Origin of the sequence: Actinomadura roseirufa (assembly GCF_900659635.1) — a bacterium.
Taxonomy (GTDB): Bacteria; Actinomycetota; Actinomycetes; order Streptosporangiales; family Streptosporangiaceae; genus Spirillospora; species Spirillospora roseirufa.
On the sequence record NZ_CAACVB010000093.1, the window covers coordinates 1 to 20,915 of the forward strand.

Here is a 20,915-nt window from a genome sequence, read left to right on the forward strand (position 1 = left end):
CCCGCTCCAGCTCCGGCGCCGCCGCCCGCACCGCCCGCTCCACCGCCGCCGCCACGGGCCCGGCCGCCGAAGCGCGGCCCTCCGCCGCGACGACCAGCTGCACCCCGGCGCCGTCGATCCCCGCGACCTCCACCGTCGTGCGGTGCTCGGCGAGGTAGGCCTCCATCGCGCCGAGGGCGCGGCCGACCCGCACCTCCGGCGGCTCCGGGTGCAGGCCGTGCGTCAGCAGCAGGTGGCCGATCAGCTCGTCCCCGGTCAGGGCGGCCTCGGCGCCGGCCTCCGCCGCGATCGCCAGCACCCGCTCCAGCGCCTCGCCGTACAGCTCCACGAGCGCCTGGACGGCCGGGAGCGCGGCCGGATCCAGTCGGCCGAGCAGCCCCTCCAGCCGGGTCACGTGCGCGCGGACCCGCTCGTCGTCCCAGCCCATCACCGCTCACCGAACATCGGCGAATGGCTCTTCTCGATCGTCCGGCCGTTCCCCACGTACATGTGCACGCCGCAGGGCAGGCACGGGTCGAAGCTGCGGACGGTCCGCATGATGTCGATGCCCTTGAAGTCGTCCGGGCCGTTCTCCTCGAAGATCGGCTGCCCGGCGACCGCGTCCTCGTAGGGGCCCGGCGTTCCGAGGGAGTCGCGCGGGCTCGCGTTCCACGGCGTCGGCGGGTACGGCTGGTAGTTGGCGATCTTGCCGTCGCGGATCACGAGGTGGTGCGACAGCACGCCCCGGACCGCCTCGTGGAAGCCCGCGCCGATCGCCTCGTCCGGGACCTCGAAGTCGGTGAAGACCTTCGTGCGGCCCGCCCTGACCTCGTCCAGCGCCCGCTCCACGAAGTGCAGCGCCATCCCCGCCGCGTAGGCGACGAAGTACACCCGCGCCCGGTCGCGCTCGATGGTGTTCGCGAACTCCGGCGGCTTCCACTCCAGGTTCATCTCGGGCGTCGCGGGCGTCTTCGGCAGGTCGATCCGGACGCTCTGCCCCGTGGACCGCACGTACGGCGTGTCGACCAGCCCGGCCAGCGCGGTCGCCCACAGCCGGGCCAGCGGCCCGCCGCCGGTGTCGAGCGCCAGATGGTCGCCGGTCGACTTCTCCAGCCACCGGGGGCTGACCACCCAGCTGTACTTCCCGCCGTTCAGGTCGCGTTTCTGCGGATGGGGAAGCGTCGTCTGGTTCCACGGGTGCCGCTTGTCGACGATGTTGCCGAGCGGGTCGTGGGTGACGAACGTCTCCTCGTTCTCCCAGTCGTCGTAGTAGGAGCTGCCCAGCAGGATCCGCATGCCGAGGTTGATGTCGACGAGGTCAGTGGTGACGAGCCGTCCGTCGACGACGACGCCCGGCGTGACGTAGGCGGCGCGTCCCCACTCCGTCATGCGCTTGTAGTCGTAGTCGCAGACCTCGGGGTTCTGGAACGCCCCCCAGCAGCCCAGCAACGTCCGGCGGCGCCCCACCTGGTCGTAGCCGGGCAACGCCTCCAGGAAGAAGTCGAAGATGTCGTCGTTCAGCGCCACGGCCCGCTTGATGAAGTCGAGACAGCGGGTGAGCCGGACCAGGTAGTCGGTGAACAGCTGCGGCGTCGCGACCGTCCCCACCCCGCCCGGGTACAGCGTGGACGGGTGGACGTGGCGTCCCTCCATCAGGCAGCACATCTCCCGGGTGACCCGGCTGAACTGCAGGGCCTCCTTGTAGATGGCGCCCTCGAAGGGGTTGAACGCCTCCATCAGCTCGGCGATCGTCTTGTACCCGTGGATCGAGGCGCGCGGCGCCTCGGTGGTCCGGGCGCGCGCGAGCAGGCTCGGGTTGGTCTCCCCGACCATCCGCTCGCAGAAGTCGACGAAGACCAGGTTGTCCTGGAACAGCGTGTGGTCGAACATGAACTCGGCGGCCTCACCGAGGTTGATGATCCAGTCCGCGAGCGGCGGCGGCTTGATCCCGTAGGCCATGTTCTGCGCGTAGACCGAGCACGTCGCGTGGTTGTCGCCGCAGATGCCGCAGATCCGGCTGGTGATGAAGTGCGCGTCCCGCGGATCCTTGCCCTTCATGAACACGCTGTAGCCGCGGAAGATCGACGAGGTGCTGCGGCATTCGGCCACCTCCCCGTTGGCGAAGTCGATCTTGGTGTAGATGCCGAGGTTCCCGACGATGCGCGTGATCGGGTCGAACGCCACCTCGACAAGGTCGCCCTTCTGGCCGGCCATGTCGCTCCCTCACTCCCCGTCCGGGGTCACTGGTTCGGCCAGCGGGGCTGGTAGCCGCTGGTCAGCTCGGCGTGGTTGTGGCGCCACTTCGGTTCCTTGTTGGCGCCCTTGTTCGTGATCGAGCGCATCGCACGGATGAACGGCCCGTACGTGCGCAGGAGCGTCGAGGAGAGGCTCGCTCCGGGCGGCTCGTCCATGAACGGCATGAACTTGTCGGGAAAGCCGGGCATGGTGCAGCCGATGCAGATCCCGCCGACGTTCGGGCAGCCGCCCACGCCGTCCATCCAGCCCCGCTTGGTGACGTTGCAGTTGACGACCGGCCCCCAGCAGCCGACCTTCACCTGGCACTTCGGCGAGTTGTAGTCCCGCGCGAAGTCGGCCTGCTCGTAGTACGCCGCCCGGTCGCACCCCTCGTGGACGGTCTTGCCGAACAGCCAGGTCGGGCGGTGCTGCTCGTCCAGCGGGATCACCGGCGCCAGGCCCGCCGCCTGGTGCAGGACCCACAGCAGCGTCTCCATGAAGTTGTCCGGCTGGACGGGGCAGCCCGGCACGTTCACGATCGGCAGCCCGCCCGCCGACCGGAAGTCCCAGCCGAGGTAGTCGCACAGGCCCATGGACCCGGTCGGGTTGCCCGCCATCGCGTGGATGCCGCCGTAGGTCGCGCACGTCCCGATCGCGACCACCGCCCACGCCCGGTGCGCGAGCCGGTCCAGCCACTCGTTCAGCGTGATCGGCTCGCCGGTGTCCGGGTCGTTGCCCATGGACGTCCAGTAGCCGTCGCCGTTGATGTTCTCGTTCGGGATCGACCCCTCCACCACCAGGACGAACGGCTCCAGCTCGCCCCGGGCCGCCTGGTGGAAGGCCGCCATGAAGTCGTCACCGGTCTCGTAGGCCAGCACCTTGTTGTGCAGGTGGACCTTCGGCAGGCCCGGCACGGCGCCGAGCACCACGTCCTCGATGCTCGGCAGCGAGGCCGCGGTCACCGAGACCGTGTCCCCGTCGCAGCTCATGCCCTCCGACGTCCACAGGATGTGGACCTCGTCCACCCCCGCCGCAGTCGGCGCGACGCTCACCATCGCTTCCCCCTCCGCTGGACGTGATCCGTCCTTCCATGCGCCGGGGGGCTGATCACTGCGTGCCCCGGGAAAAACCCGCGAAACACCCCGAGCCGCGATCGCGGTCACCGATTGGACTGGGTTTGACCTGCGCCGATACCGGGAAACAAGCGAACGCCACCGGGAACGGACGGAAGCGTCGGCGTGCACGAACTGGCCATCACCGAAAGCGTTATCGATGCAATTTCAGAGCAATTGTCCGAAATGAGGGTCACCGTCGTGCATCTGGAGATCGGCCGGCTCTCCGGCGTGCTGCCGGACGCCGTCCGCTTCTGCTTCGAGCTCGCGGGCGAGGGAACCTGCGTCGCCGGGGCCAGGCTGGAGATCACCGAACCGGAGGGCCGGGGAACCTGCCGCGCCTGCGCGGGCTCCTTCGCCGCCCGCGATCCCCTCGCCGTCTGCCCGTGCGGCAGCGCCGACGTCGCGATCACCGGCGGCGACGGCCTGCGGATCACCGGCGTGGAGGTCGCCCGTGTGTGACACCTGCGGCTGCGCCCCCGTAACCGGCGTCGACCCGAACGGGGCGGGCACCGGCACCGCCGGCGGCGTCCGGCTCACCCCCGTCGGCCCGCCCGCCCGCGACGGCGCCGGGCACGACCACCCGCACGCCATCACGCTGGAACGCGACGTCCTGTCCCGCAATGACGACCTGGCCGCGCGCAACCGCGCCTGGCTGGACCTGCACGGCGTCACCGCCGTCAACGTGATGAGCTCCCCCGGCTCGGGCAAGACGACGCTCCTCGAACGCACCGTCGCCGACCTCGTCCGGCCGCCGGAGGCGCCCCCGGTCTCGGTCATCGAGGGCGACCAGGAGACGCTGCTGGACGCCCGCCGCCTCGCCGCCGCCGGGGCCCGCACCGTCCAGGTCAACACCGGCGCCGGCTGCCATCTCGACGCGGCGATGGTCGCGCGGGCGCTGCCCGAGCTCGCTCCCCCGCCCGGCTCGACGGTGTTCGTCGAGAACGTCGGCAACCTCGTCTGCCCCGCCCTGTTCGACCTCGGCGAGCACGCGCGGGCCGTGCTGATGTCGGTCACCGAGGGCGCGGACAAGCCGCTGAAGTACCCGCACATGTTCCGCCGCGCCGACGTCGTGCTGATCAACAAGATCGACCTGCTGCCGCACGTCGACTTCGACGTCGCCGCCTGCCGGGAGGCGGCGCGCCGGGTGTCCCCCGGCGTCCGCGTCCTGCTGGTGTCTGCCGCCCGGGGCGACGGCATCCCCGGCTGGTGCGCCTGGCTGCGCTCCCTGCGCCGGAGCGGCGAACCGCTGACGCACTGAGCCCGGGTTCCGGGCGCCGCTCACCCCGGCGGGACGACCAGGTCCGCACGGAACTCGACGAGATACCGGTGCAGGTCGCTGGACCCCTCCAGCATGGCCGCCGCCCTGAAGGTCAGCTCCGCGCGGCGCCGCTCCAGGGCCTCGCGGAGCGCGCCGCTGCCGCCCGTCCGGCGCAACCCGTCCAGAACGGGCCCGATCTGCGGCAGCGGGTAGCGGACCTGGCGCAGCAGCTGCACCATCCGCGCGTCCCGCACGTCGGCCGGGGCGTAGCGGCGGTAGCCGGTGACCGGCTCGCGCCCCGGAGCCAGCAGCCCGGCCGACTCCCATACGCGCAGCGCGGACGTGCGGACGCCCAGCCGCGCGGCCACCTCGCCGATCCGCAGGTCCGCGCGGGGCAGCGCGGCCCGGTCCGCGGCGACGAGTTCGAGCGCCTCGCCCGCCGCGCCGAGGGAGCGCCGCTGCTCGTGCAGGACGGCGTGCCCGGCGTCCACGCGGGCGAGCGCCCGCGCGACGTCTCCGGCGTGCACCGCCCGCATGATCTCCTGGGCGCCGTCCGGCCCGTAGCCCCGCGCCAGCGCCCGGTAGGCGAGCATCGCCGCGCGGTGCCCGGCGTCGAACCTGCGGTAGCCGGACGGGGTGCGCGGCACCGGCGGCAGGACGCCCGCCTCCTCGTAGTTGCGGACCTGCTGCGTCGATACCCCCGCCGCCCGCGCCAGGTCGACGGGCCGCAGCGTCCCGCCCGCACGCGCCATCGGGATCGTCCTTCCGCCGCTCGCCCCGGCATCGGGCGGGCCGCGTCGCTCCCGGTCGCCCCCGGAAGCCTACCGAAACGCCGCGCGGGGAACGGTCATCGGATCCCTAGCAGTACGTCGAGGGTCCCTTGCGTCCCCACGAGCACGAGTCCGCCGCGGACCCGTTCGGGTAGCGGAGGTAGGCGGTGTCGCCGGTGTTGTTCCACACGTAGGCCGACCTGCCCCAGTACCGGTGCGTCGCCGTGTTGGACCCCTTGCCCGTGTGGACGTACACCGACTTGCGCCCGCCCAGCGTGAACGAGCCGAAGGTGTAGGTGTAGCCCGTTCTGTCCCGCAGCTTGTAGCCCTTGAGCTGCCTCGACGTCCGCGCCGAGTTGTAGAGCTGCACCCACTCGCCGTTCAGCGACGCGTTCGAGCGGTCGTCCTTGCCCGGCGAGTCGAAGTACACCCGGTGGATCTGGACGGCGCTCGCGGCCTCGGCGGGGACGGCGGCCAGCACCCCCGTACCGAGCGCCCCGGCGAGGACGGTCGCACCCATAACGACGAGCTTTTTCACCCTGTGGATCCCTTCTTCACGACGAATCCCTAGATGTACCGGTAATCGCCTACATCTGGAGGGTGATGGCCAGTGCGGGCCGCCGGCCAACCAGGGCACCGGGTGAGACGTCGGCGGCCGGACCCCGAGGGGGTCCGGCCGCTTTCCGTAGCGTTACCAGCGATACCAGCGACCGCGTTTACCGGACGGTCCCGTGCCACGGGCCACGAACCCGAGGATCCAGAGGACGAGCACGATGACGGCCAGGATCCAGAGAAGCTTCAACGCGAAACCCGCACCGAGCAGCACCAGGGCCAGCAGCAGGACCAGAATCATCAACCAGGGCATTTTCCGTTCCTCCTCGTCGCCCTGTGTCCCCGCAGATTCGTCCCCTATGCCGCTGTAAGGTCACGAATTCGACTCACTACGCAACGTGCCCGGGTATGGGAATGTCTCCCGTTTCCCCCGGATCCGGGCGCCCTAGGAGATCGACAGGACCAGCTTGCCGAACTGGACGCCCGCGGCGAGGTCGGCGAGCGCGGCCGGGCCCTCGTCCAGCGGACGGGCGCCGTGCACGACGGGGCGGATGCCGTGCTCGGTCACGAACTCCAGCATCCGGGCGAACTCGCGGGCACTGCCCATGGACGTGCCGAGCACGCTGATCTGGCGGAAGAAGAGGTCGCGCAGCGACAGCGGCACGTCCGCGCCGGTGGTGGCACCGAGGGACACCAGCCGCCCGCCGGGCCGGAGCGCGGCCACGCCCGCCGCGAACGTCGCCGAGCCGACGCCGTCCACGACGAGGTCGGCGGGTCCGCCGGGCGCCGCCGACCAGTCGTCGCCGCTGCCGAGCGCGTGGTCCGCGCCGAGCCCGCGGGCCAGCCGGAGCTTGTCCGGGACGCGGGAGGTCACGGTGACCGTCGCCCCGGCGGCCTTCGCCATCGCCAGCGCGAGGGTGGCCACGCCGCCGCCGATGCCGGGCAGCAGCACGTGCTCGCCGGCTCGCAGCCCGCCGCGGGTGAACAGCGCGCGGTAGGCGGTGAGCCCGGCGAGCGGCAGCGCCGCCGCCTCCGCCCAGTCCAGGTGCGCGGGCTTCGGCGCGACGTTCCGGGCGGGCACGACCACGTACTCGGCGAACGTCCCGTCGGCGGGCACGCCCAGGATCTCCGGGACCTCCGGCACGTCGTCCGGATCGTCCCAGCCGATGCACGGGTTGATCACCACCTCGGCGCCCGGGGCGGCCGCGGCGCCCGGACCGGCCGCCTCCACGACGCCCGCGCCGTCCGAGCCGAGCGTGACGGCGGGGTCGGCGGCCGTGCGGGCGTCGGCCAGGAACAGGTCGCGGTGGTTGAGTCCGGCGGCCCGGAGCCGGACGAGGACCTCGCCGGGCCCCGGATCCGGCGCGTCCCGGCGCCGGACGGAGACACCGTCCAGTCCGGGGGCGCCCCCGTGCGTCACCGCTGCCATTGTGCTCATCGGCCCTCCCCGATCGTGATCGACCGGTCCACCGTAACGAGCGGCCGGAGCCGTTTTCGCAGGTTGTGAAGGTCGTCACGGAGAGGGAATCTCACACTGTGAAGTACCTGCGCGCCGTGTCCTCCCGGACCCCTCGGGGGCACCGGGAGGACACCGCCGCGGCCCGGGGGACGGTGCCCCGGACCGCGCGACGCGACCTCCTCCCGGGGTCGCTCAGAGGCAGGCGGGCAGGTGCTTGGCCTGCACGTAGCCCCAGCGTCCGGAGTTGGGCGCGTAGCCGAGGATCCACGCGGTCTTGCCGTGGTGCCCGCAGTGCTCGGTGGTGATGTAGAAGGAGTCCCCGCGCGAGACGTTGCCGATGACGAACGAGTACGCCCCGCTGCGCAGGGTCCCCAGCGTCCCGACGCCGATCCGCTTCCGCTTGGTCTTGCCCGGGTGCGGCGGGTTGATCGGGACGTTCTTGAGGACCATGTGGCCGCCGGGCGCCCGCAGGTCCGGCAGCGGGGTGCCGCCCTGGGCGCCCTTGCTGTAGGCGCGGGGGTCGGTCAGGCAGGACTTGGCGATGAAGCCCCACTGCGGGTCCGCCTTGCGCGCGTAGTCGAGCACGAGCGCGTAGCGGTGGTAGGTGTAGCGCACGCCGACGTGCGTCCGCTTGCCGGAGGCCGTGCGCGACTTCTGCCACGTACGGGCGGGGACGCCGCTCTTCGGGTAGTTGTGGTAGATCGCGCAGTTCGTCTTGAGGGTCGTGGAGTGGGTGTAGCCGGTCTTGGCCGCCCGCGCCTGGGCGGCCTGCGCGGGAGCGGCCCCGGCGAGGGCGGCCCCACCGAGGACGACGGCCGCGGCGGAGGTGAGCACGCCCCCGGTCCGCACGACCCGGCGCGTCCCCGTCGACAGAAGGTCCTTCATGGTCATTTCCTTTCGCCCGGACGGGCCGGACGGCCCGCCGCTCGACTCGGTCATGACCCCTCCGATAACGTTCGTGTCATCGGAGATGTCGACCGGAACGCTAGCCGCTGCCCCCAAAGAGGGCAAGCGATGTCATCAAAGATGTCACCTTGGAGGTTCGGTGCCACGGGAGCTGTACGGCATCGCGGAGATCGCCGACGCCCTCGGCCTCACCCGCCAGGCGGTCACCGTGTGGCGCAAGCGCCGGAGCTGGGGCATGCCGGAGGCCGACGTCGAGCTGGCGTCCGGGCCGGTCTGGCAGGCGCACACCATCGAGCCGTGGCTGCGGACCCAGCGGTCCAGGCTCAGCCAGGAGACCGGCGGGGAGCGGGTCACCACCGGCGACGTCAGGCGGGCGGCCCGGCGGCTGCTCCGGCTCCTCGCGCTGCTCCTGGAGGAGCCGCACCGGCCGAACCTCGTGCAGCAGGCGCTGCGGGAGGTCGAGCAGTTCACCGGCGAGCTCGCCCGCGCCACCGACGACGAGGAACGCGCCCGCCTGCTCCGGCTGCTCGTCCCGCTGGCCGGGCCCGGGTGCGCCGACCCGCGCGCCCGCGCTGAACTGACCCGGCTGGCCGTTTCGGCTCTGCCGGAACTGCACGAAATACTGCTGGAAAGGGGAATCGAGGAACCGGTCCCCGATTCTCGGTAATCTCACCTGACGTGCTGACCGACGAACCCGATCCCGCCGCCGTTCCCGGTTACCGGCTGCTGCGCAAGATCGGCGAAGGCGGCATGGGCGTCGTCTACGCGGCCCGCGCCGACGGCGCCGACGGCGAGCCGGAAACGGTGGCCGTCAAAGTCGTCCACCCGCGGCTCGCGGGTATTTCCGAATACCGCCGCGCATTCGCGCGGGAGGCGAGCGCGGCCCGCCGCGTCGCGCACCCGAACGTGGTCGCGATCGTCGACTCCGGCGAAGGCGAGGGCGGCGGGCCCGTCTACATCGTGATGCGCCACGTCGACGGGATCGCGCTCGACCGGCTCGTCCGCTACGACAGGCTGTCGCTGGGCAAGGCGCTCGACATCACCGAGCAGATCGCCGGGGCCCTCGACGCCGTGCACGAAGAGGGGCTCGTCCACGGCGACGTGTCACCGGCGAACATCCTGCTCGCCGACGCACCGGACGCCGCGCACGCGCTGCTCACCGACTTCGGGCTCGCCCGGCCCCTGGCGACCGGCCCGCTCAGCCGGTCCGGCGGGTGGGCACGCAGCGGGCGGGGGGCCGGAACACCCGGTTTCATGGCGCCCGAGACGGCCTCGGGCGACCGCGTCACCCGTCACGCCGACGTCTGGTCGCTGTGCGCGGTCCTGTGCTTCCTCCTGACCGGACGGCCTCCGCTCCCCGGGCGCCACCGGCTCAGCGAGCAGCGAGACGACCTGCCCCGGGGCCTGGACGAGGTCGTCGAAAGGGCGCTGCACCCCGGCGCTCGCGGGGCTCGCCGCGCCCGGCCTCACCGAGCGGCAACTGGAGATCGCCCGGCTGGCCGCGCAGGGGCTCGGCAACCGCGAGATCGCCGAGCGGCTGGTGCTGTCGGTCCGGACCGTGGCCAACCACCTCGGCGCCGTCTACGATCGGCTCGGGGTCCCCGACCGGAGCGCCCTGCCCGCCGCGCTGGCCTGGGATCCCGCCCCCGACGGGGACGCGCGGACCGGACCGCCCGGACGAGACCCCGGTCCCGGAATGTGAGATGAGGGACCAGGAACTGAGACGTTTGGAGTAGAGTGCGGCCATGGTCTCACGCAACATTCGCCTGGCCGTCATCCCCGGTGACGGGATCGGTCCCGAGGTGGTCGCCGAGGGGCTGAAGGTCCTGGAGGCCGTCGCCCCGTCCACCGGCCTGACGTTCGAGCGGACGCCCTACGACCTCGGTGCCGCCCGCTGGCACCGTACGGGGGAGACCCTGCCCGACTCGGTCCTGGCGGAGCTGCGCGAGCAGGACGTCATCCTGCTCGGCGCCGTGGGCGACCCGAGCGTCCCCAGCGGGACGCTGGAGCGCGGGCTGCTGCTGCGGGCGAGATTCGAACTCGACCACTACGTCAACCTCCGCCCGGTGAAGCTCTTCCCGGGCGTCGAGACCCCGCTGGCGGGCGTGACGCCGGACGACATCGACATGATCGTCGTCCGCGAGGGCACCGAGGGCCCCTACACGGGGGTCGGCGGCGTCCTGCGCAAGGGCACCCCGCACGAGGTCGCCACCCAGGAGAGCGTGAACACCGCCCACGGCGTCGAGCGCGTCGTCCGGTACGCCTTCGAGGTCGCGGCGTCCCGGCCGCGCAAGAAGCTCACGCTCGTCCACAAGGACAACGTCCTCACCTTCGCCGGTGATCTCTACCAGCGCGTCCTGCGCCGCGTCGGTGCCGAGTTCCCGCAGGTCAGCACCGACTACTGCCATGTCGACGCGGCGACGATGTACTTCGTCGGACAGCCGCGGCGGTTCGACGTGGTGGTCACCGACAACCTGTTCGGCGACATCATCACCGACCTCGGCGCCGCCGTCGCCGGCGGCATCGGGCTGGCCGCGTCCGGCAACGTCAACCCCGCCCGCACCGCGCCGTCCATGTTCGAGCCCGTGCACGGCAGCGCGCCCGACATCGCCGGTCAGGGGAAGGCCGACCCGACCGCGACGATCCTGTCGGTCGCGATGCTGCTCGACCACGTCGGCGCGGCCGAGGCCGCCCGCACCGTCGAGCGGGCCGTGTCCGACGACCTCGCCGAGCGGGGCGCGCTCGCCGCCCGCTCCACCGCGCAGGTCGGCGACGCGATCGCCAAGCGAGTAGCCGGCTAGGGGCACGCCTCCCCGTCCGATCAGGACGACTCCGGGCGCGCCTCCACGGCGCGCCCGGTTTCGCGCGTGCCGTGACACGAGGAGTAGCACTAGACGAAGTACGACAATAGGGATTAAGGAAGCCGGCGCGGCAGCGGGGCCGCACCAGGCGATCCGCGAGAGGACAACGTGATGAGCAGCACCCTGGACTTCCAGATCACACGCACCGAGCGACCGGCCACGGCCGGGGAGCGCGCGCGGATCCTGGCCGATCCCGGCTTCGGGCGGTACTTCACCGACCACATGGTCACGATCCGGTACTCCGCGGACCAGGGCTGGCACGACGCCCGCCTGGAGCCCTACGGCCCCATCCCGATGGACCCCGCCAGCCAGGTGTTCCACTACGCCCAGGAGCTCTTCGAGGGCCTCAAGGCCTACCGGCAGCCGGACGGCTCGATCGTCACGTTCCGGCCGTACATGAACGCCGCGCGGATGAACCGCTCCGCGCGCCGGATGGCGATGCCCGAGATCCCCGAGCAGCTGTTCGTGGACGCGGTCGAACTGCTCGTCAGTACCGACGGGGACTGGGTGCCGGGCACCGAGGGCCACAGCCTCTACCTGCGGCCGTTCATGATCGCCACGACCCGCGCCCTCGGCGTGAACAGCCCGGCGAACGAGTTCCTGTTCATGGTCATCGCCTCCCCGTCCGGCCTGTACTATCCGCGCGGCGTGAAGCCGGTCTCGGTGTGGCTGTCGCAGGACTACACCCGCGCGGCGCCGGGCGGCACCGGCGAGGCCAAGTTCGGCGGCAACTACGCGGCGTCGTTCGCGGGCCAGGCCGAGGCCGTCGCGCAGGGCTGCGACCAGGTCGTCTGGCTCGACGCGGTGGAGCACCGCTGGGTCGAGGAGGTCGGCTCGATGAACCTGATGTTCGTCTACGGCTCCGGTGCCCGGGCCCGCCTGGTCACCCCCGCGCTGACCGGGACGCTGCTGGCCGGCGTCACCCGCGACTCGATGCTCACGCTGGCCCCCGACCTCGGTGTCCCCGCCGAGGAGGGCAAGATCAGCATCGAGGAGTGGCAGGCCGGCTGCGCGTCCGGTGAGATCACCGAGGTGTTCGGCTGCGGCACCGCCGCGATCATCAGCCCGGTCGGCGAGGTCAAGGGCGCCGACCGCGGGTGGACGATCGGCGACGGCGAGCCGGGCGAGATCTCGATGCGGCTGCGCCAGGAGCTGATCGGCATCCAGTACGGCACCCGCCCCGACCCGTACGGCTGGGTGCACAAGATCGCCTAGACCGGCGGGCGGCCCGGCCGCCCGGACGGCGCGCTCCTCGCCTTCGAGGAGCGCGCCATCGGCGTCAGGCGTCCCCGGTCACCCGGAAGGGGACGCTCAGGGCGCGATGTGGACCGACGTCGTCAGCACCGAGGCGCCGGAGGCGTCCGCGGCCGCGGCCCGCGAGGTCGGGTTGATCGCGTAGTGGAAGGCGAAGCCCACGTACGCGACGCCCGGCTTGTTGCCGACCTGCACCCGGAAGGTGCAGGTGCCCGAGAGCGTGTAGACCTTCTTGGCGCGGTGCGGCTGCACCGTGGAGTGCCAGGTGTAGCCGACGGGTACGACGTGCTTGTCGTGGTACTTGCCGTTCAGGCCGGTCGCGACGCAGGTCGCCTTGCTCCGCGCGATGGCCTTCAGCTTCTTGTTGGTGATGACGAACGCCCACGGCAGCGGGTACTTCTTGGAGTACCTGCCGGTCAGCTTGACCTGCGCGTGGAAGCGGCCGACGTTGTTCTTGTAGGTGTAACTCTGGTGCCTCTTGGTGAAGACGAAATGCTGCGGAGCGGCCTTTCCGGCGGGCTGCGCGGGAGCCGCGTTCGCGGCGGCGGCCGTGCCGATCGCCAGGGTCGCGGCGGTGCCGGCGACGGCGGCGAAACGGCCGATTCTGCGCATGCGCATTTCAGAGTTCCTTTCGGAGGATTCGGCGCCCGGGGTCCCCGCGGGCACCGTGAAGCTCCGCCCGATGTGACGGACGAGCGGGACCGGCCGAGAGGTCAGTCGCGATCCCAGTCGATGCGGACGTCGATCGTGGCGTCCGCGGTCGCCCCGTCTCCGCGGTCGTGGTCGTCCGGGTCCGGGCCCGGCGGCGGGTCCCCAGGCCGCCGTACGTCCGTGGCCCGGTAGGCGTAGCCGTCCTGTTCCGCCTCTTCCCAGGTGAAGACCACGTCCTCACCGGGAACGAGCCGGGCGAAGGCCCCTTCCTCGCTCATGTGGACGGCGGAGAAATGCGCCCAGACGTCTCCCGGTACTTCTGACGAGGCCAGGGTTCCCCAGCCCGCCTCGTCATCCCATGATCGAACCGTTCCATGGACGGGAGTACCGCTCATCAGATCCCCTCATCTGGCGGACTGCGGCAATTTTGGTGAGTGATCGCGGTTCGCGCAAGGGCCCCCATGCGCATCGGGCGTCGCCATCGTAGCGCGGGCCGCCGCCCGCTTCCCTGGGCCTCACATGGGGAAATATGGTGAATTAGCGAACATTGGAACCATGCAACACAGGGTCCGGCATTATTGTCCTCATCAGGCCAAGTCGGAAACGCAGGGCGTTTCTCCCGGCCCACCTCCCCGCGGACGGCCAACGTCTCACCATCCGAGACACGTGTGCGCTCATCGTGGACGGTGTGGCACACTGGTACGCATCATGCGCCACAGCCTCGTGATTATCGGCTGGCGCGCCGGCATCTGACGGGACAACGCCGGCGCGCAGACCTCTCACGTCCGTGAGGGGTCTTTTTTGTGTCCTGGCGCTGATGGCCCATTTTCCTGGGGGATCGAACCATGCAAGGCGACGCGTTCCACGTCTATGACACCACGCTCCGTGACGGCTCGCAGCAGGAGGGGCTCAACCTCTCCGTGGCCGACAAGCTCGCCATCGCCCGCCACCTCGACGACCTCGGCGTCGGCTTCATCGAGGGCGGCTGGCCCGGTGCGAACCCCAAGGACACCGAGTTCTTCAGGCGGGCTCGAACAGAGCTCGGCCTGAAGCACGCGCAGCTCACCGCGTTCGGCGCGACCCGCCGGGCCGGTGTGCAGGCCGCCGACGACCCCCAGGTGGCCGCCCTGCGCGACTCCGGCGCGTCCGTCGTGACCCTGGTCGCCAAGAGTCACGACAGGCACGTCGAGCTGGCCCTCCGCACCACCCTGGCGGAGAACCTCGCGATGATCCGCGACACGGTCTCCCACCTGCGTGCGGAGGGCCAACGAGTCTTCCTCGACGCCGAGCACTTCTTCGACGGCCACCGCGCCAACCGCGCCTACGCGCTGGAGGCCGTCCGCACCGCCGCCGAGGCGGGCGCGGACGTCGTCGCGCTCTGCGACACCAACGGCGGCATGCTGCCCGACGAACTGGCCGAGATCGTCCACGACGTGGTCGCGCAGGGCGTCCGGGTCGGCATCCACTGCCACGACGACTCCGGCTGCGCCGTGGCCAACTCGCTGGCCGCCGTCCGGGCGGGCGCCACCCACGTCCAGGGCTGCGCGAACGGCTACGGCGAGCGCAGCGGCAACGCCAACCTGTTCACGCTCGTCGGGAACCTCCAGCTCAAGCGCGGGATGCGGCTCGTCACCGACGCCCAGCTCGCCGAGATGACGCGGATCGCGCACGCCGTCTCCGAGGTCACCAACGTCACGCCCGCCTCCCAGCAGCCCTACGTGGGCGTGTCGGCGTTCGCGCACAAGGCCGGGCTGCACGCCTCCGCCGTCAAGGTCGACCCGGACCTCTACCAGCACATCGACCCCGCCGCCGTCGGCAACGACATGCGCATGCTCGTCTCCAGCATGGCCGGGCGCGCCTCCGTCGAGCTGAAGGGCCGCGAGCTCGGCTACGACCTGTCCGGCGAGAAGGCCCGCGCGGTCGTCGAGCGGGTCAAGGAGCTGGAGTCCACCGGCTACACCTTCGAGGCCGCCGACGCCTCCTTCGAGCTGCTGCTGCGCGAGGAGCTGACCGGCGTCCGGCAGCGGCACTTCGAGGTCGAGTCGTGGCGGTCCATCGTGGAGCGCCGCCCCGACGGCTCCATGGTCAGCGAGGCCACCGTCAAGCTGCGCGCCAAGGGCGAGCGGATCATCGCCACCGGCGAGGGCAACGGCCCCGTCAACGCCCTCGACAACGCGCTGCGCATCGCCCTCGGCCGCCTCTACCCGGAGCTGGCCCGGCTGGAGCTGATCGACTACAAGGTCCGCATCCTGGAGGGCACGCACGGCACCGGCGCCCGGACCCGGGTGCTGATCGAGTCCGCCGACGGCGAGCGCGAGTGGGGGACCGTCGGCGTCGAGGACAACGTCATCGCCGCGTCCTGGCAGGCGCTGGAGGAGGCCGTGACCTACTGCCTGCTCCACGCGGGCTACGAGGCGGGCTGAACCCGGCCGTCCCCGGGCCGGCCCGCCGCGACGCCGTGACGCGGGGGCCGGTCCGGTGCCGTCCGGTGGCGCGCTGGCATCATCGGGGGATGAGCACAGAGATCACCGACGCCCCGGACCGGAGCCGCTACGAGATCCGCGAGGGGGACGCCCTCGCCGGGTTCGCCGAGTACCGGACACAGCCGGGCCAGATCGTCGTCACCCACACCGAGGTCGACCCCGCCTTCGGGGGCAGGGGCATAGGCGGCGCGCTCATGCGGGGACTGCTGGACGACGTGCGGGCCAAGGGGCTCACGGTGGTCCCGCTGTGCCCGTTCGCGAAGAAGTGGATCGACGGGCACCCCGACTACCAGGACCTGGTCGCCCCCTGACCCGCTGGACCTCCCGGGCCCGCGGCCGTGCGGCGGGTCGCGGTCAGCCGTCCGCGGGCTTGGGCGGGACGTCCTGGACGACCTCGAAGCTCCACAGCTCGGCGGCGCTGGAGGCCGGCCCGCCGTGCCCGTGACCGTGGCCGTGCCCCTCCCCGTGCCCCTCCCCGGCGGGGCGCTGCTCCGCCTCGGCGGCGGCGCGCGCGTGGCCACGCCGGAACGCCTCGCCCTCCGTCCAGCGCTGGAAGTCCTCCTCGCTGCGCCACCTCGTGTAGACCAGGTACCGGTCCGATCCCTCGACCGGGCGCAGCAGCTCGAACCCCTCGAAGCCCTCGGCCGACTCCACCAGCCCGGCCCGGCCCGCGAACCGCCGCTCGATCTCCGCGCGCATCTCCGGCGCGACGGTGAGGACGTTGATCTTCACTACGGACACTCCGGCCCCCTTCGTGATCTCGACGGGCCCACCGTACCGGCCCGCGTTCCGGGGACTCCGGAGCGCAGCCGGGGCGGCGGCGGAGCCGGGGGTGTTTCCGGCGCCTGCGGCGCTGTTCGGTAGAAATTTCATCCAACTCGGCCGAACGGGTGGCGGATTTCGCGGCAGGCGTCCACTATGGGGAGCAGCACGGCTCGTGTGAGGCATCCGCGCGCCGCCCCCAGCCGCCGATTCGCCGGAGTGATCGTATGTCCGTCCGCCCCTGGAGCCCCGAGGATCTTGGGCGTCCCACGGACGGGACGTGGGCCGACATGGCGTTCGGGCTCGGCGAGATGTACGAGCGCGAGGGCGACCTGGAGGCGGCCGCCGACTGGTACCGGCGGGCCGCCGAGTCCGACCGCGCCGACGCCGCCCTGCGGCTCGGCGCCGTCCTCGGCCGGCTGGCCGACGCGCGCCGCGCCGACGAGTCCGCGGAGGAACTGCTGGCCGAGGCCACCCGCTGGCTCAGCGAGGCCCAGGACGCCACCACCCCGGACGCCATCGAACTGATCACCGACATGCTCAACCGGCACCAGCGGCAGGCGGCCCGCCGCGGCCTGGAGCACGCCGCCTCCGCCTGACGCGGCCCGACGCCGACCGCCTGACGCAACGGGCATATCGCTGCGTTCCGCCACGAACCTAACCGCCTTCCGCACCGTCGGACTCCATGAGATCGCCGATGGCTGGAGGATGACGAGTTGAGCGGCGAGGAGACCGGGTACGTCCCCCCGGACCACACGACGACCGCTGAGTTCCGCGCCCCCGCCCGGCCCGGCGCGGACCCCGGCGCGACCAACCCGGACGCGACCGACCCGGACGGGTTCGACCCGGGGGCGACCGCGATCGACGCCCCCGCGGCCGACGACCTTCCGGCCGACGACCCACCCGCTGACGACCCACCCGCTGACGACCCAGGGGACCCGAACGCGACGTCCGAGGACGCCGCGGCGAAGGGCCCGCAGGTGACCGCCGCGGACCCCGTCCCGGATCCGCCGCCCTCCCCGGAGCCCCTTCCCGCGCCCGCGCCGGCCCCGATCCCCGCTCCGCGACCGGCGCCCGCCGCCGAAGAGGGCCCATGGACGGCCCAGTTCGGCGCGGACGAGCCCCCCTCCGACACGCCCCCCAGGGCGAGGGCGCCGCACGCCCCGGCCGCTCTGGGCGCCGTGCCGCCCGCCTCCCGGCCCACCGCCGAACCGGCGCCGCCGACCGCGCCGCCTCCGCCCGTGCCGCCCCAGGCCCCCGCCCCGGACAAGCCGGTCGCCTCGGCGAGGCCCGCCCCGGAACAGCGGGCGCCGGACCGCGGAGCATCCGGTGCGCCCGGAACGTCCACGCCGTCCGCCGCGCACGGGATGCCCGCCGCCCCAGACGGAACGGGCGCGATGACGGCACCGGCGGTCCCGCCACCCGGCGGCGGGACCGCGCGCAAGCGCCGGGTGGCCGTCATCGCGGTGGGCGCCGCGCTCCTGCTGCTAATCGTCGCCGTCGCCGCCGCCCTGCTCTTCACGGGCGGAGGCTCCGACGACGGAGACGAGGCGCAGGCGGCACCGGCGGCCACCCCCACGGGCACGGCGCCGGGCGCGTCCACCGAGGCGCCGACGGGCGAGCCCACGGCCCCGGGCGCGCCCACGGGAGGACCGACCGGCGATCCGGCGGCGACGCCGACCACGGAACCGACGGTCCCGTCCAGCGGGCCGACCGGCGACCCGTCCGCGGCGCCGATCGGGCCGGTCGTGCGGGGCGACGGGGTCACCTACCAGCTCGTCCAGCAGGACGACGGCTACTACGAGGGCAGGCTCGTGGTCACCAACCGCACCGGGCGCCCCATGAACACGTGGCGGCTGACCTTCGAGGCCCCCGGCGCGGACGTCCGGAACGTCTGGGGCGCCCGGCTCGTCCGCGGCGGCGCCCGCGCCGAGGTCCAGAACCTCGACGGCGCCGCGGCGATCCCGCCGGGCGGGACATGGGAGGTCCGGTTCGGCGCCGCCGGGAAGGCCGCCACCCCCCGCGACTGCCACGTCAACGGCGCCGACTGCGGCCTGTGACCGGCGTACTAGGCTGCCCGTCATGCGTATCGCGAGGTTCTCCACCGACGAGGGCATGTCCTTCGGGGTGGTGGAGGAGAACACCGTCGCCGCCATCGCGGCCCATCCGTTCGGCGAACTGGCCTTCACCGGGCAGCGCCTCCCGCTCGCCGACGTACGGCTCCTGGCGCCGATCCTGCCGAGCAAGGTCATCGCGATCGGCAAGAACTACGCCGCCCACGCCCGCGAGATGGGCGGCGAGCCGCCCGCCGAGCCGGTGCTGTTCGCCAAGCCGTCCACCGCGGTGATCGGCCCCGGCGAGGCGGTCGCCTACCCGCGCAAGCTGTCCGAGCGCGTCGACTTCGAAGGCGAACTGGCCGTGGTCATCGGCCGCATGTGCCGCGAGGTCCCCGCCTCCCGCGCCGCCGAGGTCATCCTCGGCTACACCTGCGCCAACGACGTCACCGCCCGCGACCTGCAGAAGAAGGACGGGCAGTGGACGCGGGCGAAGGGCTTCGACACCTTCTGCCCGCTCGGCCCCTGGATCGAGACCGAGGCCGACCCCGCCGACCTGGCGATCTCCACCACCGTCAACGGCGAGGTCAGGCAGGACGCCCGCACGTCCCAGCTGACGCACGACATCCCGGCGCTGGTCGAGTACGTCAGCCAGGTCATGACGCTGCTGCCCGGCGATGTCATCCTCACCGGCACCCCCGACGGCGTCGGCCCGCTGGAGATCGGCGACGAGGTCACCGTGACCGTCGAGGGCGTCGGCTCCCTCACCAACCGCGTGATCGCCCGCGACTGACCCCGGACCGTCGTACGGCGTCCCTAAGCTGGAAAGGGACGCCGTACGAAGGGGGACACCATGCCGTTCAGCGGCTTCGCCGACGAGGCCTTCACGTTCTACGAGGGACTCCAGGCCGACAACAGCAAGACGTACTGGACGGCGCACAAGGAGACCTACGAGCGGCACGTCCGCGAACCCCTGACCGAGCTCTGCGCCGAGCTCGAAGAGGAGTTCGGCCCCGCCAAGCTTTTCCGCCCGTACCGAGACGTCCGCTTCAGCAAGGACAAGACGCCCTACAAGACCCACCAGGGCGGCCACACCCGTCACGGCTTCTACATCCAGATCGACGCCGACGGCCTCATGGTCGCCGGAGGCATGTACGCGCCCACCCCGGAACAGCTCCGCGACTACCGCGCCGCCGTCGGCTCCGACGCCTTCGGCAAGGAGCTGGAGGCCATCGTGGACGACCTCCGCGCCGCCGGACTGGAGATCGCCGGCGACCGGCTCAAGACGCGCCCCCGCGGCACCCCGCCCGACCACCCGCGCCTCGACCTGCTGCGCCACCGCTCCCTCTACGCCCACGAGGGCTGGCCCGCCGACCCGTGGATGGGCACACGCGAGGTCGTCACCCGCGTCCGCGACTCATGGCGGCGGCTCCGCCCCCTCGTGGAGTGGGGCGACCAGCACATCGGCCCGCCCGGCCTCACCCGCTGACCCCGCCGAACCCCGCCGAACCCCGCCCCGGCGAATACCCCGCCCTCCGGCACCGCCAATCGTTTTGGTCGCGGTCCCCGGGTCCTGTATTCTCTTCGAGGCGCGAGCGACCAGCCGGAGACGGCCCGGAAGCCCGTACCGCACTGGGGTATGGTGTAATCGGCAGCACGACTGATTCTGGTTCAGTTAGTCTAGGTTCGAGTCCTGGTACCCCAGCAGAGTCCACATCACGTGGACACGCCCCCGTCGTCTAGTGGCCTAGGACGCCGCCCTCTCAAGGCGGTAACGGCGGTTCGAATCCGCTCGGGGGTACGTTGGCCCGGCCTGCTCGGTGAGCTTCGCTCACCTTCGCCGGGGTTCGCAGTTTCTCCCAGGGGGGCGACCCCCTGGAACCCCCGGAGCGGCTGCCGCCGCTCGGCGAGCTGCGCTCGCCTTCGCTTTGGCATCCGCCGGTCCTCGCGGAGGCCGATTCCTGAAATGCCCGGGTGGTCACGGCTTTCGGTGAACTGAGTCCTCCTTCGCTTCGTCCCTGCCGCTTCTCGCGGGACGATCTCTGAAATTTCTGGTGGGTTACGGCGTCTGGGTTAGCGACGCTCGCCATTGCTGCGGCGCCGCCGACTGCCCCGGGGTCGATCGCTGGAGTACTCGGGCGGCTACGGCTGCTCGGTGAGGCATGTTCGCCTCGCTGTGGTTCGGCGAGACTCGTGGGGGAGTGGCGCTGGAGCCCGGCGCTCGGGGTTCCTCTGCGCGGTGGCTCGGGGCGTAAGGCGCATAACGGAACCCTGGTCCCTTCGCGGGCCAGGGTTTTCCTCGTGCCTAGGCTCCTTCTCCTCCCCGGGAAACCGGTTCGAAGTGGGGGGCGGAGTCCGGTATTCTGGGCGAGGCCGAGCGAGAGATCGCAAAGGTCGAAGTCCGGCCCCCGTCGTCTAGTGGCCTAGGACGCCGCCCTCTCAAGGCGGTAACGGCGGTTCGAATCCGCTCGGGGGTACCAGCCGGCAGAACCGCAGCCCACGCGCTGCGGTTTTTCGCTTTTCCGGACGCGATCGCGAGAGCGTGGCCTGGCGGCGGGCGCCGCCAGGCCGGGGCG

23 protein-coding genes and 3 tRNA genes are annotated in these 20,915 nt (G+C 72.2%); 15 read left to right on the top strand and 11 right to left on the bottom strand.

Annotated features, from left to right (window positions below; genetic code table 11):
- From E1291_RS42115 to E1291_RS20330, 3 genes are all read right to left on the bottom strand, one after another.
- Nucleotides 1-427 (bottom strand): NifU-related iron-sulfur-binding protein (locus E1291_RS42115; protein ID WP_165495211.1); only part of this gene is annotated, 427 nt, incomplete at its 3' end.
- Entirely contained in the window at nt 427-2,193 is a 1,767-nt protein-coding gene (locus tag E1291_RS20325) for a nickel-dependent hydrogenase large subunit (protein ID WP_131739420.1), read from the bottom strand. The genes E1291_RS42115 and E1291_RS20325, both read right to left, overlap by 1 nt.
- Before the next feature lie 26 nt (nt 2,194-2,219).
- A complete protein-coding gene (locus E1291_RS20330; RefSeq protein WP_207400832.1) occupies nt 2,220-3,269 on the bottom strand; it encodes an NADH-quinone oxidoreductase subunit B family protein in 1,050 nt (349 codons plus the stop codon).
- Nucleotides 3,270-3,452: 183 nt separating this feature from the next.
- Here E1291_RS20330 and E1291_RS20335 point away from each other — a divergent pair, with 183 nt between their 5' ends.
- Nucleotides 3,453-3,788: a hydrogenase maturation nickel metallochaperone HypA/HybF gene (locus E1291_RS20335; RefSeq protein ID WP_131739421.1), complete on the top strand. Its 336-nt coding sequence runs from the start codon at nt 3,453-3,455 to the stop codon at nt 3,786-3,788.
- Nucleotides 3,781-4,587, top strand: a complete 807-nt coding sequence (gene hypB / locus E1291_RS20340; protein ID WP_131739422.1) for a hydrogenase nickel incorporation protein HypB — start codon at nt 3,781-3,783, stop codon at nt 4,585-4,587. Before E1291_RS20335 ends, hypB begins: the two co-directional genes overlap by 8 nt.
- A gap of 20 nt (nt 4,588-4,607) precedes the next feature.
- Here hypB and E1291_RS20345 read toward each other — a convergent pair whose 3' ends face one another.
- The 5 genes from E1291_RS20345 to E1291_RS20365 form a co-directional block, all read right to left on the bottom strand.
- Entirely contained in the window at nt 4,608-5,339 is a 732-nt protein-coding gene (locus E1291_RS20345) for a MerR family transcriptional regulator (protein ID WP_131739423.1), read from the bottom strand.
- Nucleotides 5,340-5,445: 106 nt separating this feature from the next.
- A complete protein-coding gene (locus E1291_RS20350) occupies nt 5,446-5,877 on the bottom strand; it encodes a lamin tail domain-containing protein (protein ID WP_131739424.1) in 432 nt (143 codons plus the stop codon).
- Between the two features lie 171 nt (nt 5,878-6,048).
- Nucleotides 6,049-6,222 (bottom strand): hydrophobic protein, encoded by a 174-nt coding sequence (locus tag E1291_RS20355; protein ID WP_131739425.1) that lies wholly within the window; start codon nt 6,220-6,222, stop codon nt 6,049-6,051.
- A gap of 132 nt (nt 6,223-6,354) precedes the next feature.
- On the bottom strand, nt 6,355-7,347 hold the full coding sequence (locus E1291_RS20360) for a zinc-binding dehydrogenase (protein WP_207400833.1): 993 nt from the start codon (nt 7,345-7,347) through the stop codon (nt 6,355-6,357).
- A 213-nt stretch (nt 7,348-7,560) separates the two neighbouring features.
- Complete coding sequence (locus E1291_RS20365) at nt 7,561-8,253, bottom strand: hypothetical protein (protein ID WP_131739426.1); 693 nt, start codon at nt 8,251-8,253, stop codon at nt 7,561-7,563.
- Between the two features lie 160 nt (nt 8,254-8,413).
- Between E1291_RS20365 and E1291_RS20370 the strand changes: the two genes are divergently transcribed.
- The 4 genes from E1291_RS20370 (at nt 8,414) to E1291_RS20385 (ending at nt 12,350) form a co-directional block, all read left to right on the top strand.
- On the top strand, nt 8,414-8,941 hold the full coding sequence (locus E1291_RS20370) for a hypothetical protein (protein WP_131739427.1): 528 nt from the start codon (nt 8,414-8,416) through the stop codon (nt 8,939-8,941).
- An 11-nt stretch (nt 8,942-8,952) separates the two neighbouring features.
- Entirely contained in the window at nt 8,953-9,981 is a 1,029-nt protein-coding gene (locus tag E1291_RS44050; protein WP_131739428.1) for a serine/threonine-protein kinase, read from the top strand.
- Between the two features lie 38 nt (nt 9,982-10,019).
- Nucleotides 10,020-11,075 carry a 3-isopropylmalate dehydrogenase gene (locus E1291_RS20380; RefSeq protein WP_131739429.1) on the top strand — a complete coding sequence of 352 codons (1,056 nt, stop codon included), beginning with the start codon at nt 10,020-10,022 and terminating at the stop codon, nt 11,073-11,075.
- Between the two features lie 171 nt (nt 11,076-11,246).
- The gene (locus E1291_RS20385; RefSeq protein WP_131739430.1) at nt 11,247-12,350 is read left to right on the top strand and encodes a branched-chain amino acid aminotransferase; all 1,104 of its coding nucleotides are present in this window, start codon (nt 11,247-11,249) and stop codon (nt 12,348-12,350) included.
- A gap of 96 nt (nt 12,351-12,446) precedes the next feature.
- On the opposite strand, the gene E1291_RS20390 is transcribed toward E1291_RS20385, so the two are convergent.
- Nucleotides 12,447-13,007: a hypothetical protein gene (locus E1291_RS20390; RefSeq protein ID WP_131739431.1), complete on the bottom strand. Its 561-nt coding sequence runs from the start codon at nt 13,005-13,007 to the stop codon at nt 12,447-12,449.
- A 95-nt stretch (nt 13,008-13,102) separates the two neighbouring features.
- Nucleotides 13,103-13,435: a cold-shock protein gene (locus E1291_RS20395; RefSeq protein ID WP_131739432.1), complete on the bottom strand. Its 333-nt coding sequence runs from the start codon at nt 13,433-13,435 to the stop codon at nt 13,103-13,105.
- 450 nt (nt 13,436-13,885) lie between these two features.
- Here E1291_RS20395 and cimA point away from each other — a divergent pair, with 450 nt between their 5' ends.
- Together cimA and E1291_RS20405 are read left to right on the top strand one after the other, a co-directional pair.
- Nucleotides 13,886-15,463, top strand: coding sequence for a citramalate synthase (gene cimA, locus E1291_RS20400; RefSeq protein ID WP_131739433.1), 1,578 nt, complete (start codon nt 13,886-13,888; stop codon nt 15,461-15,463).
- A gap of 65 nt (nt 15,464-15,528) precedes the next feature.
- Nucleotides 15,529-15,834, top strand: coding sequence for a GNAT family N-acetyltransferase (locus tag E1291_RS20405; RefSeq protein ID WP_370771007.1), 306 nt, complete (start codon nt 15,529-15,531; stop codon nt 15,832-15,834).
- Between the two features lie 43 nt (nt 15,835-15,877).
- On the opposite strand, the gene E1291_RS20410 is transcribed toward E1291_RS20405, so the two are convergent.
- A complete protein-coding gene (locus tag E1291_RS20410; RefSeq protein ID WP_207400834.1) occupies nt 15,878-16,264 on the bottom strand; it encodes an antibiotic biosynthesis monooxygenase family protein in 387 nt (128 codons plus the stop codon).
- 248 nt (nt 16,265-16,512) lie between these two features.
- Here E1291_RS20410 and E1291_RS20415 point away from each other — a divergent pair, with 248 nt between their 5' ends.
- From E1291_RS20415 to E1291_RS20445, 7 genes are all read left to right on the top strand, one after another.
- A complete protein-coding gene (locus E1291_RS20415; RefSeq protein ID WP_131739436.1) occupies nt 16,513-16,884 on the top strand; it encodes a tetratricopeptide repeat protein in 372 nt (123 codons plus the stop codon).
- A gap of 117 nt (nt 16,885-17,001) precedes the next feature.
- On the top strand, nt 17,002-18,345 hold the full coding sequence (locus E1291_RS20420) for a cellulose binding domain-containing protein (RefSeq protein WP_131739437.1): 1,344 nt from the start codon (nt 17,002-17,004) through the stop codon (nt 18,343-18,345).
- A gap of 22 nt (nt 18,346-18,367) precedes the next feature.
- Nucleotides 18,368-19,132, top strand: coding sequence for a fumarylacetoacetate hydrolase family protein (locus E1291_RS20425; RefSeq protein WP_131739438.1), 765 nt, complete (start codon nt 18,368-18,370; stop codon nt 19,130-19,132).
- A 60-nt stretch (nt 19,133-19,192) separates the two neighbouring features.
- A complete protein-coding gene (locus E1291_RS20430) occupies nt 19,193-19,828 on the top strand; it encodes a DUF2461 domain-containing protein (protein WP_131739439.1) in 636 nt (211 codons plus the stop codon).
- A gap of 144 nt (nt 19,829-19,972) precedes the next feature.
- Nucleotides 19,973-20,044: transfer RNA gene (locus E1291_RS20435), tRNA-Gln, on the top strand.
- A 23-nt stretch (nt 20,045-20,067) separates the two neighbouring features.
- Nucleotides 20,068-20,140: transfer RNA gene (locus tag E1291_RS20440), tRNA-Glu, on the top strand.
- A 603-nt stretch (nt 20,141-20,743) separates the two neighbouring features.
- A tRNA-Glu gene (locus tag E1291_RS20445) sits at nt 20,744-20,819 on the top strand.
- The last annotated feature ends 96 nt before the right edge of the window (nt 20,820-20,915 follow it).

Excerpts from the sequence above, each read along its gene's own strand:
- E1291_RS20325 (WP_131739420.1), bottom strand. The coding sequence starts at position 2,193 with ATGGCCGGCCAGAAGGGCGACCTTGTCGAGGTGGCGTTCGACCCGATC.
- E1291_RS20330 (WP_207400832.1), bottom strand. The coding sequence starts at position 3,269 with ATGGTGAGCGTCGCGCCGACTGCGGCGGGGGTGGACGAGGTCCACATC.
- E1291_RS20345 (WP_131739423.1), bottom strand. The coding sequence starts at position 5,339 with ATGGCGCGTGCGGGCGGGACGCTGCGGCCCGTCGACCTGGCGCGGGCG.
- E1291_RS20350 (WP_131739424.1), bottom strand. The coding sequence starts at position 5,877 with ATGGGTGCGACCGTCCTCGCCGGGGCGCTCGGTACGGGGGTGCTGGCC.
- E1291_RS20355 (WP_131739425.1), bottom strand. The coding sequence starts at position 6,222 with ATGCCCTGGTTGATGATTCTGGTCCTGCTGCTGGCCCTGGTGCTGCTC.
- E1291_RS20360 (WP_207400833.1), bottom strand. The coding sequence starts at position 7,347 with ATGAGCACAATGGCAGCGGTGACGCACGGGGGCGCCCCCGGACTGGAC.
- E1291_RS20365 (WP_131739426.1), bottom strand. The coding sequence starts at position 8,253 with ATGAAGGACCTTCTGTCGACGGGGACGCGCCGGGTCGTGCGGACCGGG.
- E1291_RS20380 (WP_131739429.1), top strand. The coding sequence starts at position 10,020 with ATGGTCTCACGCAACATTCGCCTGGCCGTCATCCCCGGTGACGGGATC.
- E1291_RS20385 (WP_131739430.1), top strand. The coding sequence starts at position 11,247 with ATGAGCAGCACCCTGGACTTCCAGATCACACGCACCGAGCGACCGGCC.
- E1291_RS20390 (WP_131739431.1), bottom strand. The coding sequence starts at position 13,007 with ATGCGCATGCGCAGAATCGGCCGTTTCGCCGCCGTCGCCGGCACCGCC.
- E1291_RS20395 (WP_131739432.1), bottom strand. The coding sequence starts at position 13,435 with ATGAGCGGTACTCCCGTCCATGGAACGGTTCGATCATGGGATGACGAG.
- cimA (WP_131739433.1), top strand. The coding sequence starts at position 13,886 with ATGCAAGGCGACGCGTTCCACGTCTATGACACCACGCTCCGTGACGGC.
- E1291_RS20415 (WP_131739436.1), top strand. The coding sequence starts at position 16,513 with ATGTCCGTCCGCCCCTGGAGCCCCGAGGATCTTGGGCGTCCCACGGAC.
- E1291_RS20425 (WP_131739438.1), top strand. The coding sequence starts at position 18,368 with ATGCGTATCGCGAGGTTCTCCACCGACGAGGGCATGTCCTTCGGGGTG.
- E1291_RS20430 (WP_131739439.1), top strand. The coding sequence starts at position 19,193 with ATGCCGTTCAGCGGCTTCGCCGACGAGGCCTTCACGTTCTACGAGGGA.